Genomic DNA, 12,460 nt, shown 5'->3' with positions numbered 1-12,460 from the left:
GCCCTGGTTCAGCGCCGTGCCGCAATCACCGGCAGCACCACCCGCGACGGCGCGCCCGGCCCCATGTGTACGCTGTTGCGCGCCACCACGCGCTGCCCCGCGCTGCCCTCCGATGCACCGGTGTTGGGGTTGACGTCGAAGCGCGGGAAATTGCTGCTCGAGATGTCCAGCCGGATCCGGTGCCCCCTGCGAAACAGGTTGGAGGTGGGCATGGGCTCGATGGTGATCTGCACCATTTCGCCGGGCTGCATCATCTCGGGGGCCTCCCAAGAGCGCCGGTAGCGGCAGCGCAGGATGCCGTCCGTGAGGTTCATCGCATACCCCTCAGGATAGTCTTCGCTGGGCGGGTACTGGTCGATCAGCTTGGCGGTGAAGTCCGTGTCGGGGGCGGTGGAAGACACCCACAGCGCGATGGTGATGGGCCCCGAGACCTCCATGTCCTCGTCGAGCACCGGTGTCTGGAAAACCAGCACATCGGGCCGCTGCGCCAGGGGCCCATGGGGTGCCCGGGCCCCGAAGGTCTGCCCACTGGTGCGCTGGTCGTAGGCACCGGCCACCATCAGGGGCTCGCCCGAGGTGATGGAGCCGCCGATGGTGGGCACCGGCGACGCCGGATCGAATTCGAAGCCCAGTGCCTCATCACACTCGGGCTGCACGGGCGAGAGGGTGCCGTCCGCCCCCAGGTACCAGGGCGCGAAGGCGGTGCCGGGCAAGGGCCAGTGGCCGGCGCTGCGCCAGGTGCCACCATGGTCGAGCCGACCGGCGGGCGTGCGCCGCCCCGAGCCGCCACCCATGCGAAAGTAGCGCACGCTGTCGTCCATCGCCGGCGGCAGGGGCTGGCCCTTGAGCCAGTGGTCGAACCAGGCCAGCCGCATGGCCACGTAGTCCGGCGCGAGCGATCCGTCGAGCACGGCGCTGGGGCCGAAGTCCACGTCCCCGGCGTACGGCACGCTGCGTTCGCCGTGGGTCCAGGGGCCTAGCACCATGCGCAGGCCACCCTGGCGCCGCTGGGCGAGCCCCTGGTAGTTGTCCGTCGTGGTCTGGGCGTAGGGGTCCCACCAGCCGCACATCAGCAGGGCGGCGACGCCTTCTAAGGCGTCATAGTGCCCCGCCGCATACAGCTCGGGCTGGCGCCAGTAGTCGTCGAAGGCGCCACGCTCCCACTGCCCGAAGAGATAGTCCTCGTACTCGGGCGCCCATTGCAGCGGCGAATCGCCGCGCGACCAGGGCAGCCGCAGGAACCAGTCTCCGATGTCGGCCGCGTCCAGGGCCTGGCGCGCGGACGCGCTGAGGCGGTTGCTGCCGTTGCGCGCATTGCGCAGCGCCCAGACCGCCTGCTTGAGCTCGAACGCACCGCCGTGGCGGATGCCGCCGCGGTAGGCGTTAGAAAAACCCCCGCATTCGAGGAACATGGCTTTGAGCCCCGCCGGCCGCTGACTGGCCAGCGCCGTCTGGGTGTGGGCCGCGTACGAAAGGCCATAGGTGCCTACCGCGCCGTTGCACCAGGGTTGGGCCATGATCCATTGCAGGGTGTCGGCACCGTCGTGGGCCTCGCCCAGGTACTTGGTGAACTGCCCATCGGAGTCGAAGCGGCCGCGGCAGTCCTGCACGACCACGGCGTAACCTGCCTCGGCAAAGCGGGCTGCCACTTCGCCGCGCCGCAGGGGCGCGGGGTTGGTGGCCGTGCGCTCGCGCCGGGTCTCGGCGTCCTTGCCGTAGGGCGTGCGCTCCAGCAGCACGGGCCAGGGGCCGGGTGATTGCGCGGGCAGGTACAGGTCGGTGGCGAGGTGCACCCCGTCGCGCATGGGCACGCGGTGGGTGTGCCGGGTCACGCTGCCGTGGGCGGCAGCCGTCGAAGTCGTGTTCATGGAATGGCCCCGCTCAGTCAAGCTTGAGATTGCGTTCCTTGACCAGCTTGGCCCAGCGCGCGGTGTCTTGCTGGATGAAGCGCGCCAGTTCCTGCGGCGTGGTCGGGGCCGGCTCTGCGCCCTGGGCCACGAGCAGGTTGCTCACCTCGGCATCGGCCAGCGCGGTGTTGAGCGCCTTGCTGACCTTGTTGACCACATCGGGCGGCGTGCCCGTGGGGGCGAACAGGGCGTACCAGATGTCGTACTCGAAATCCTTCACGCCGGCCTCGGCCATCGTCGGCACCTGGGGGAAGGCGCGCGAGCGCTTGGCGCTGGCCACGGCCAGCGGCACCAGCCTGCCGGCCTTGATGTGCGCGAACACGCTGGGCACGGCATTCATGCCCAGCTGCACATGGCCGCCCACCAGCTCGTTCACGGCGGGGCCACCGCCCTTGTAGGGGATCTGGACCATCTTGGTGCCTGTGGCCGCCTGGAACATCTCCATCGACAGGTGGCCGGGGCTGCCATTGCCGCTGGTGCTGTAGTTCAGGGTGCCGGGGCTCTTGCGGGCCAGCTCGACCAGTTCGCGCACGGTGCGCGTCTGCAGGCCCGGGTGCGTGGTCAGGATGGGGACGTTGACCACCACGCGCCCCACGGGCATGAAGTCGCGCGAAGGGTTGTAGGGCAGCTTGCTGGACAGCAGCGGGGCCGTCACCATCCCCGAGCCGGCGCCCATGAGCAGCGTGTACCCGTCCGCCGCCGACGAGGTGACCGCCTGGAAGCCGTGCGCACCGGGCCGGTTGTCCACGACGACGGGTTGCCGCCATTGCTCCGACATCTTGCGTGCCACCACACGCATGGCCGTATCGGCAGCTGCCCCTGCCGGAAACGGGACCACGATGCGCACGGGCTTCTCGGGAAAATCGGCCGCCCCTGCGACCAGGGGCTGGGACAACACGAAAGGGAGCAGCATCAACGCGATGGCTCGCTGGATTCGGGGCATGAAGAAACTCCTGCAAGATGGCTGGACCTGGTGTTGCGCAACGAGGCGTTCTGGCGGGTTAGAAATCATGGCGAACTCCTGCACCCACCACGCGCACGGCCACATTGCGGCGGCTGGAGTCGATGCCGTCGCGGTCGACGAAGGCCTGCAGTTCGGTGCGCTTGGACAATGCATAGGTATAAGCCACCTGCTGGCGCTTGCGAAGCCCCCGCAGCGAGGCCTGCACGTCGCGTTGCATCACGTTGACCACCAGGGCGTGCGGGCCCGTGGAGAAGCGGCTGCCCACCAGCCAGTAGTCCACGTCGGCACGCACGGTGGCGGAGGCTGCTGCATAGCGGTCGCGGCCCAGCAGCACATAGGGCTCGACGGCGCCGAAGTCGTAGCGCAGGCCCAGTTGCCATTTGCTCGCAAACTCGTTGGCCAGCAGGCCGCCCGGGCGCGTGTCCTTGGCATAGCCGATGCCGGCGGACCAGGGGCCATCGGCATAGTTCAGGCCCAGGTCAAGCGACTTGGCGCCGTTTTCCTGCTCGGGCGTCTTGGCATCGCCGCGCAGGTAGTAGCGCGCACGCAGGTTCACGCCGCCCCAACTGGGGCTTTGGTAGCCCAGCGAATTGGAGGTGCGGTTGCGCGCATTGAGGATGGACGTGCCGATGGCCGTGGCGCCGGCATCGTTGGCCGCGAACGAGGTGATGCGCGTGACCTGCGAATACAGCGGCGAGCCCGTGGGGTTGGCCGAATCGAGCCGGCCCAACGCCAGCGTGCCCAGGCCACCGCGCAAGGCCAAGTAGCTGTTGCGGAACGCGGGCGTGGTGGCGGCGCCCGAGTCGGCTTCGAGCCCCATCTCCAGGCCGAACAGGGCGGCCATGCCATCGCCCAGGTCCTCCCTGCCGCGAAAGCCCAGGCGCGACGCGTTGTCACGCTCTTCCATGACAGAGCCGGCGTTGCCGGTCTTGGTGTTGTTGACGGTGAGCCGCACCTGGCCGTAGACCTGCAGGTCTTGCGTTTGCGCCGCGGCGGGCGTACCCGCAGACAGGAATGCCAGGACGCTGGCAGCCAGCGTGGCGGGGGAAATGGGCCTCATGAATCTCGCTCCTCGAATGGATGGGTGACGTCTGACGCCACGAATTCTGTGGAGCGAAGGAGGTCCCTACAACGCTATGACGAAGCCGTATTACCCTATGCGGATTGCTGTGTGTTTGCGCCCGCGCGGTACCGGTGCAAAGATGCGCACACAGGCCTGTCCACACCGTTCAAGCACCCATGAATTTCAAGCAGCTCGAAGCCTTCCAGGCCATCATGCTCAGCGGCTCGACCACCGGTGCGGCCGAACGCCTGGGGCTGTCGCAACCCGCCATCAGCCGGCTGCTGGCGCAGTTGGAAGAGAGCCTGGCGCTGCGCCTGTTCGTGCGCGAGAAGGGGCGCCTGACGCCGACGGCCGAAGCGCAGGCTTTGCGCAACGACGCCCAGGGCCTGATGGATTCGGCCCAGTGCTTTCGCCGGCATGCCGAGCAGCTGCGCCTGGGTGGTTTCAAGCGGCGGCTGCTCAAGGTGGCCGTACCCAACACACTGGCCACCACGCTGATGCCCACCCTGGCCAGGCGCTTCATGCAGGCGCACCCCGATGTGGTGCTGGAGGTGCTCTCGGGCTCGTACAGCGATGCGGAGCACGCCCTGCTCGGCCGCGAGGCCGACATCGGTCTGGTACGCCTGCCGATGGAGATGCAGGGGCTCAGCACGCTCGCAACCCTCGAATCCGAGGCTGTTTGCATCATGCCCAAGGGGCATGCGCTGGAGCAGCTCGCGCAGGTGAGCCCCGACGACCTGATCGACTGCAGCCTGATCCTGCTGGGGCGCCAGCGCCAGATACGCCACGAGATCGACATGGCGTTCCGCCAGAAGCGCGTGCAGCCCCGCGTCGCGCTGGAGGTGCACTCGGTCAGCGAGGCCTGCGCCCACGTGGCGCAGGGCCTGGGGGTGTCCATCGTCAACGCGCTGCTGGCACGGCATTGCCCGCAGGCCGGCATCAGCTCGCGTCCGTTCCGGCCGCACATCGGCTACCAGTTGGGCATTGCCACCCTGAGCAATGCACCGGCCTCGCCCTTGCACGGCACCTTCACCCGCTTGCTGGTGGAGGCGATGGTGTTGCCTGCCGCTTCAGTCAAGGAGCACCCGGGCAAGCGCACCAAGCCCGCCAAGGCAGGCTGATCCCGGGACCGATCAGATGGCGACGAGGTTGCGGATGCCCTTGGACTCCATCTCGCTGCCAGGGCCTCGCGCGATGACTTCGCCGCGCTCCATGACAAGGTACTGGTCGGCCAGCTCCTGCGCGAAGTCGTAGTACTGCTCGCACAGCAGGATGGCCATCTCGCCCTTGTCGGCGAGCATGCGGATGACGCGGCCGATGTCCTTGATGATGCTCGGCTGGATGCCTTCGGTGGGTTCGTCCAGGATCAACAGGCGTGGCCCCGGTGCGAGCGCGCGCGCAATGGCCAGCTGCTGCTGCTGCCCGCCCGAGAGGTCGCCACCGCGGCGGCGCAGCATCTGCTTGAGCACCGGGAACAGTTCGTACAGGTGCGGCGGCACGGGGGTGGAGCCGCTCTTGTAGGCCAGGCCCATGCGCAGGTTTTCTTCGACGGTGAGGCGGCCGAATATCTCGCGGCCTTGCGGCACGAAGCCGATGCCGGCGCGGGCGCGGTCGTAGGGGGTGGCCTTGTCGATGGGTTTGCCATCGAAGTGGATGGCGCCGCTCTTGATGGGGACGAGGCCCATGAGGCTTTTGAGCAGGGTGGTCTTGCCGACGCCGTTGCGGCCGAGCAGGACGGTGACCTTGCCGGGTTCGGCGGTGAGGCTCACGTCGCGCAGGATGTGGGAGCCGCCGTAGTACTGGTTGATGTTTTGGACGGTGAGCATGTTGGTTGGCCTATGTCTGGTGCGCCGGGGCAGGGTTGCTTTGCGGTTCGAGGTGGTGGTTGCTTCGGCTATCTACTCAAAGGGCGGGAGCCGGGGTGTGCGCCCGGCGGCGCAGTAACTTTCTCTTGCGTCGCCAAGAGAAAGTCACCAAAGAGAAGGCGACCCCCAGTCTGCGTCCCCCGCTCGCCCTGTCGGGCGAACGGGGGCAGCCTGCGATGCTCGGATCTGGGGTGGTGCCGATGAACTCGCTCCGTTCCCCCTGCGGGTGAACTCCGCTCAAACAGCATCGGCAAGCCAGATCACGAAGCGTGTGTGTCCTTCGGCACACACGCCCACCCCAGCTCCTGCGCTTCTCGGCGCAGCCAGCAGGGGTGGGGGGCGGGTACCGAACGGCTGCTGCTGCGCAGCTGCGCCCGGTGTCAGTTACGCGCTGCGCGCTGCCGACGGTGGGGGCGCAATCGCTCTGGCGAGCCGAGCGCAGCGAAGGGCCGCTAGGCCGAGCGAAGCAATGGCCCGTGTGGAGCCCGTTCCCACCCCCTTCTGACCGTGCCGAGAAGCGCAGGGCCTGGGGTGAGCGCGTGCCGAAGGACACGCGCATCGTTGTCTGGCTCGCCGAAGCTGTTTGACCGGAGCTGCCTCGCAGAGGCAGCGCAGGAAGTTCTTCGGCGCCACCCCAGGACCGAGCATCGCAGGCTGCCCCCTCGCCCCTCGGGCGAGGGGGACACGGGCAGCGGGGTCGCCTTTCTTTGGGGTACTTTTCTTTGGCGAAGCAAAGAACAAGTACCTCGGCCGCCGGGCCGAGACCCGGCCTCCACCCTTGGCAAAGGCATGCAGCAACAACAGGAAGCACAGACGAACCCATCACCGCCCCAAATAAACCTCAATCACCCGCTCATCCGACTGCACCTGGTCCAGCGTCCCCTGCGCCAACACAGCTCCATCGCACAGCACCGTCACGATCTCAGAAATGGTGCGGATGAACCCCATGTCATGCTCCACCACCATCAGCGAGTGCTTGCCCTTCAGGGTCAGGAACAGCTCGGCCGTGCGAGCCGTCTCGTCATCCGTCATCCCCGCCACGGGTTCGTCCAGCAGCAACAACTTCGGGTCCTGCATCAGCAGCATCCCGATCTCCAGCCACTGCTTTTGCCCATGGCTCAAATTACCAGCCATGCGCGCCACGCTGCCCGCCAGGTGAATCGTGTGCAGTATCTCGGCCAGGCGATCGGACTGGGCGGAGTCGAGCTTGAAAAACAGGCTCGACGACACGCCCTTGTGGGTCTTGAGCGCAAGTTCGAGGTTCTCGAACACGGTGAGCTGCTCGAACACCGTGGGCTTCTGGAACTTGCGGCCTATCCCCAGGCTGGCGATCTCGGGCTCGTTGTGGCGCAGCAGGTCGATGGTGCTACCGAAGTACACGGTGCCGCTGTCGGGCCGGGTCTTGCCGGTGATGATGTCCATCATCGTCGTCTTGCCAGCGCCGTTGGGGCCGATGATGCAGCGCAGCTCGCCGGGGGCGATGTCGAGGCTCAGGTTGTTGATGGCCTTGAAGCCGTCGAAGCTCACGTTCACGTCTTCGAGGTACAAAATGCGGCCGTGCGTCACGTCCACCTCGCCCGGCGTGGCGATGCGCGAGAAGCCGGCGGCGCGGCCGCCCGATTCGGTCTGGCCCATGGGGGTCGGAGCGGCGTGGCCCGCTACTCGGCGTGCGCCCTCTTCCATCAGGTCCGGGGTCATTCGGTGCCTCCCTTCTTGTCATCGTTCTTTTTGCCGAAACCGAATTTCTTCACCAGGCCCACCACGCCATTGGGCAGGAACAGCGTGACGGCGATGAACAGCGCACCGAGGAAGTACAGCCAGAACTCCGGCGCGGTGACGGTGAGCCAGCTCTTGGCGCCGTTGACGATGAAGGCGCCCACGATGGGTCCTATCAGCGTGGCGCGGCCACCCACGGCGGCCCACACCGCGATCTCGATGGAGTTGGCGGCGCTCATCTCGCCGGGGTTGATGATGCCGACCTGGGGAACGTACAAAGCCCCGGCCACGCCGCACATCATGGCGCTGATGGTCCAGATGGTGAGCTTGTAGGGCAGCGGCGAGTAGCCCGAGAACATGACGCGCGTTTCGGCGTCGCGCACGGCCTGCAGCACGCGGCCGAACTTGCTGCGCACCAGCCAGCGCGCCAGCAAAAAGAAGCCGAGCAGGGTGAGCCCCGTGAGCACGAAGAGCAGCATGCGCATGTTCTGCGTGGCAATGGGCTGGCCCAGGATGCGCTTGAAGTCGGTGAACCCATTGTTGCCGCCAAAACCGGTCTCGTTGCGAAAGAACAGCAGCATGGCCGCGTACGTCATGGCCTGGGTGATGATGGAAAAGTACACGCCCTTGATGCGCGAGCGGAAAGCGAAGTAGCCGAACACGAAGGCCACGATGCCGGGCACGGCCACCACCAGGATGAGCGTGGCCACGAAGCTGTCGGACAGCATCCAGTGCCAGGGCAGTTCCTTCCAGTCGAGGAAGACCATGAAATCGGGCAGCTCGCTCTTGTAGTTACCATCGCGGCCGATCTGGCGCATGAGGTACATGCCCATCACGTAGCCGCCGAGCGCAAAGAACAGGCCGTGGCCCAGGCTCAGGATGCCGGTGTAGCCCCAGATCAGGTCCATGGCCAGCGCGCAAATGGCGTAGCACATGATCTTGCCGAGCAGGGCCACGGCATAGTCGCTCATGTGGAACACGCTGCCAGCGGGCACCACCAGGTTGAGCAGCGGCGCCAGGGCGCAGACCACGATGAGGGCGACGATGAAGGCCGACCAGCCGGTGCGCGTGAGCAGCGGGGCCGGGGCGGGCAGTTGGAGAGAAGGCTTGGTAGTCATGGTATGTCTTGCCCGCTCAATCAGCAGTGCGGCCCTTCACCGCGAAGATGCCCTGCGGCCGCTTCTGGATGAAGATGATGATGAACACGAGCACGGCGATCTTGGCCAGCACGGCGCCGGCCCAGCCTTCGAGGAACTTGTTGAGCACTCCGAGGCCCAGCGCCGCGTACACGGTGCCGGCCAGCTGGCCCACGCCGCCCAGCACCACGACCATGAAGGCGTCGACGATGTAGCTCTGGCCCAGGTCGGGGCCGACGTTGCCCACCTGGCTCAGTGCGCAGCCGGCGAGACCCGCGATGCCCGAGCCCAGCGCGAAGGCCATGGTGTCCACGCGCGCGGTGTTCACGCCCATGCACGAGGCGATCGGCCGGTTCTGCGTGACGCCGCGCACGAACAGGCCCAGGCGCGTGCGCCCGATGAGCCAGCCCATGGACAGCAGCACGGCGATGGCAAAGCCGATGATGACCAGGCGGTTGTAGGGCAGCGTGAGGTTGGAGAGCACCTGCACGCCGCCGCTCATCCAGGCGGGGTTTTCCACGCCCACGTTCTGCGCGCCGAAGACCGTGCGCACCAGCTGCATCAGCACCAGGCTGATGCCCCAGGTGGCCAGCAGCGTCTCCAGCGGGCGGCCGTAGAGGAAGCGCAACACGCTGCGTTCGAGCACCGCGCCCACCAGGGCCGATGCGCCGAAGGCCAGCGGCACCGCGGCCACCAGGTACCAGTCGAAGGCACCGGGCAGGTACTTCTGGAACAGGCCCTGCACCACGTAGGTAGCGTAGGCGCCGATCATCATCAGCTCGCCGTGGGCCATGTTGATCACGCCCATCAGGCCGTAGGTGATGGCCAGGCCCAGCGCCACCAGCAACAAGATGGACCCGAGGCTGATGCCCGAAAACGCGGCACCCAGGCGCTCGCCCCAGGCCAGTTCGCCGTCGATGGCTTTCAGGGCTGCCTGCAGTGCGGCCTTGACCTTGGCGTCCTCTTCCACCGTGGCGCGCTCGTTGAGCAAGAGGCGCGTGTCGGGCGTGGCGCTCAGCGACAGGGCCTGCGCGGCGGCAATGCGCTGGGCGGCGTCATCGCTGCCCAGCAGCGTGGCGGAGCGGGCCAGTTCGAGCTGGGCCTTGATGGCGGCTTGTGTCTCTTGCGCGAGGGCCTTGTCGAGCAGCGGCAGGCGGCCAGCGTCGGGCTCGCGGGTAAGGGCCTTGGCAGCAGCCAGGCGCTTGACGTCGTCCTTGCCGAACAGGGCCAGGCCGGCCATGGCAGTGTCGATCTCACCGCGCATGCGGTTGTTGTTGATGACGTCTTCGGCGTCGTCGGGCACGGGCACCTCGGTGCCGGTGGCGGGGTCGATGCCCTTGCCACCCTGCACGATGATGGCGGCCTTGCCCGCGCCGACGATCTTCACCTCGTCATCGGCCAGGGCCTTGAGGAAGGCGGCGATGCGCTCGTCGGGCTGCACGATGGCCTGCTGCACGGCGGCCACGCGCTCGTCGGTGTCGCCGGCGGCCATGGCCAGCGCCTGCTCGGCCGTGAGTGCCTGCGCGGGGCCGGCCCACGCGAGCAGGCACAGCCATGCCATCGAAAGAAATCTGAACATAGTGCGTCAGTCAATGCCTGTGGAGGCACCCCGCAAGGCGGGGTGCGCCCGGAAAGAAAAAAGGGAGGGGCACGGCAGCGCCCCTCCCCTTGCAAGGCGCCTGTCCGCCTTGGGCGATGCCGTTACTTCTTCGCAGGTTCGTCGGGCTTCTTGTCGTTGCCTTCGATGTAAGGGCTCCATGGCTTGGCCTTGACGGGGCCAGGCGTCTTCCACACCACGTTGAACTGGCCGTCGGCCTTGATTTCGCCGATGAACACGCTCTTGTGCAGGTGGTGGTTCTTTTCGTCCATCTTGGAGACGATGCCCGACGGTGCCTTGAAGGTCTGGCCGGCCATGGCGGCAATCACCTTGTCGACATCGGTGCTCTTGGCCTTTTCGACAGCCTGCTTCCACATGTTGATGCCGATGTAGGTGGCTTCCATCGGGTCGTTGGTGAGCGGCTTGTCCTTGTGGCCGGCAATGCCCTTGGCCTTGGCGTAGTCACCCCACTTCTTGATGAACTCGGTGTTGGCCGGGCTCTTGATGGACTGGAAGTAGTTCCAGGCGGCCAGGTGGCCCACCAGCGGCTTGGTGTCCACGCCGCGCAGCTCTTCTTCGCCCACGGAGAAGGCGACCACGGGCACGTCCTTGGCCTTGAGGCCCGCGTTGCCCAGTTCCTTGTAGAAGGGCACGTTGGAGTCGCCGTTGATGGTGGAGACCACGGCCGTCTTGCCGCCCTGGCTGAACTTCTTGATGTCGGCGACGATGGTCTGGTAGTCGGAATGGCCGAAGGGGGTGTACTTCTCGTCGATGTCGCTGTCCTTCACGCCCTTGGACTTGAGGTAGGCGCGCAGGATCTTGTTGGTGGTGCGGGGGTACACGTAGTCGGTGCCCAGCAGCACCCAGCGCTTGGCGCTGCCGCCGTCCTTGCTCATCAGGTAGTCCACTGCGGGGATGGCCTGCTGGTTGGGCGCGGCGCCGGTGTAGAACACGTTCTTGGACAGTTCCTCACCCTCGTACTGCACGGGGTAGAACAACAGGCCATTCATTTCTTCGACCACGGGCAGCACCGACTTGCGGCTCACCGAGGTCCAGCAGCCGAAGATCACCGAAACCTTGTCCTGGCCCAGCAGCTGCTTGGTCTTCTCGGCGAACAGGGGCCAGTTGGAGGCCGGGTCCACCACCACGGGTTCGAGCTTCTTGCCGAGCACACCGCCCTTGGCGTTGATCTCGTCGATGGCCATCAGCACGGTGTCCTTGAGCACGGTTTCCGAGATGGCCATGGTGCCCGACAGGCTGTGCAGGATGCCGACCTTGATGGTGTCCTGGGCGTGGGCTGGCAAGGCAGACAGGCCAGCGAGCGCAGCGACGGCCGCGAGGGCCTTGAGGGAATAACGACGTTGCATGTGTGCTTCTCCAGTAGAGGGGTTCAAACCGCTTCGCCCGATGGCGCCTTGGTGGGCGCATGGTTCGGTCGATGGAATGGATTCTGGAGACAGCCCCCCGGATCGGAAATACGCCGGGTGGCGTACACGGCCAGTTACAAGCGGGGAAAAAATCGCCACTTCACCTAGGCTGGCAGGTCGCTTTCAGCTACCAAAAGCAGAGCAAAAACCTTCCCCTCGGCATACGCCACCGCCCGCTCAGCGCGCCGGCCGCTTGAGCGCATGCACGGTGGTGGTCTTGCGCACCGGGCTGGACAGCACCAGTGAGGTGGTCACGCCGCCGTGCCGGGCCAGCGCATCGACCACGCGCTGCAGGTCCTCGGGCTCGGGGATGGCGCAGCGCACGATGAAGCAGTCCTCGCCCGTGACGCGGTCGGCTTCGAGCACCTCGGGCATGGTCTCGAACAGCTTCACATAGGGCGCAATGCCGGCATGCGTGGTCTGTATGCGGATGAGCGCCTGCAGGCGCACGCCGACGGCGCGCAGGTTGACGCGCGCGCTGTAGCCTTCGATCACGCCAGCATCTTCGAGCTTGCGCACACGCTCGCTCATGGCGGGCTGCGAGAGGCCGATGCGCTTGCCCAGGGCGGCCAGGCTCTGGCGGGCGTCGGCCTGCAGGGCTTCGAGGATGAGCCAGTCTTTCTTGTCGAGTTCCATGGTGCGTTCTGAACAGGGATTGCGCTGTGGCCGATCATCCATCGGTTTGCGGCGGATTATTCCGATGCCCGCTGCTTCCCGCAGCACCGGCATGTCCCTATCGTGCAAGACCTGCGGCCAGTGGTGGCCGCTTTCAGAGGAAACGATCC

At 66.6% G+C, this 12,460-nt stretch carries 10 protein-coding genes; 1 reads left to right on the top strand and 9 read right to left on the bottom strand.

Translation table 11 applies throughout. From position 1 onward, the window contains the following. Positions 1–8 precede the first annotated feature (8 nt). The 3 genes from AC0IZS_RS15065 to AC0IZS_RS15055 are packed head-to-tail and all read right to left on the bottom strand — an operon-like array spanning position 9 to position 3,931. Positions 9–1,868: a CocE/NonD family hydrolase gene (locus AC0IZS_RS15065; protein WP_471636340.1), complete on the bottom strand. Its 1,860-nt coding sequence runs from the start codon at positions 1,866–1,868 to the stop codon at positions 9–11. A gap of 13 nt (positions 1,869–1,881) precedes the next feature. After that, positions 1,882–2,850 carry a Bug family tripartite tricarboxylate transporter substrate binding protein gene (locus AC0IZS_RS15060; RefSeq protein ID WP_471636339.1) on the bottom strand — a complete coding sequence of 323 codons (969 nt, stop codon included), beginning with the start codon at positions 2,848–2,850 and terminating at the stop codon, positions 1,882–1,884. 58 nt (positions 2,851–2,908) lie between these two features. Next, positions 2,909–3,931, bottom strand: coding sequence for a porin (locus AC0IZS_RS15055; protein ID WP_471636338.1), 1,023 nt, complete (start codon positions 3,929–3,931; stop codon positions 2,909–2,911). A gap of 179 nt (positions 3,932–4,110) precedes the next feature. Between AC0IZS_RS15055 and AC0IZS_RS15050 the strand changes: the two genes are divergently transcribed. Further along, a complete protein-coding gene (locus AC0IZS_RS15050; protein ID WP_471636337.1) occupies positions 4,111–5,055 on the top strand; it encodes a LysR family transcriptional regulator in 945 nt (314 codons plus the stop codon). 12 nt (positions 5,056–5,067) lie between these two features. On the opposite strand, the gene urtE is transcribed toward AC0IZS_RS15050, so the two are convergent. The 6 genes from urtE to AC0IZS_RS15020 all read right to left on the bottom strand — a co-directional run bounded on the left by urtE (position 5,068) and on the right by AC0IZS_RS15020 (position 12,311). Further along, positions 5,068–5,760, bottom strand: a complete 693-nt coding sequence (gene urtE / locus AC0IZS_RS15045; RefSeq protein WP_471636336.1) for an urea ABC transporter ATP-binding subunit UrtE — start codon at positions 5,758–5,760, stop codon at positions 5,068–5,070. Positions 5,761–6,621: 861 nt separating this feature from the next. Further along, positions 6,622–7,497 carry an urea ABC transporter ATP-binding protein UrtD gene (gene urtD / locus AC0IZS_RS15040; protein ID WP_471636335.1) on the bottom strand — a complete coding sequence of 292 codons (876 nt, stop codon included), beginning with the start codon at positions 7,495–7,497 and terminating at the stop codon, positions 6,622–6,624. Next, on the bottom strand, positions 7,494–8,633 hold the full coding sequence (gene urtC / locus AC0IZS_RS15035) for an urea ABC transporter permease subunit UrtC (protein WP_471636334.1): 1,140 nt from the start codon (positions 8,631–8,633) through the stop codon (positions 7,494–7,496). The genes urtD and urtC overlap by 4 nt, the downstream gene beginning before the upstream one ends. Before the next feature lie 16 nt (positions 8,634–8,649). Beyond that, positions 8,650–10,230, bottom strand: coding sequence for an urea ABC transporter permease subunit UrtB (urtB, locus tag AC0IZS_RS15030; RefSeq protein WP_471636333.1), 1,581 nt, complete (start codon positions 10,228–10,230; stop codon positions 8,650–8,652). A gap of 122 nt (positions 10,231–10,352) precedes the next feature. Then, the gene (gene urtA, locus AC0IZS_RS15025) at positions 10,353–11,615 is read right to left on the bottom strand and encodes an urea ABC transporter substrate-binding protein (protein WP_322595112.1); all 1,263 of its coding nucleotides are present in this window, start codon (positions 11,613–11,615) and stop codon (positions 10,353–10,355) included. A gap of 237 nt (positions 11,616–11,852) precedes the next feature. Continuing rightward, entirely contained in the window at positions 11,853–12,311 is a 459-nt protein-coding gene (locus AC0IZS_RS15020) for an Lrp/AsnC family transcriptional regulator (RefSeq protein WP_471636332.1), read from the bottom strand. Positions 12,312–12,460: the final 149 nt, after the last annotated feature.

It is taken from the genome of Acidovorax sp. AC410, from assembly GCF_979253235.1.
Note: the sequence above shows the minus strand (reverse complement) of the source record. Positions and strands in the feature narration are given on the sequence as shown.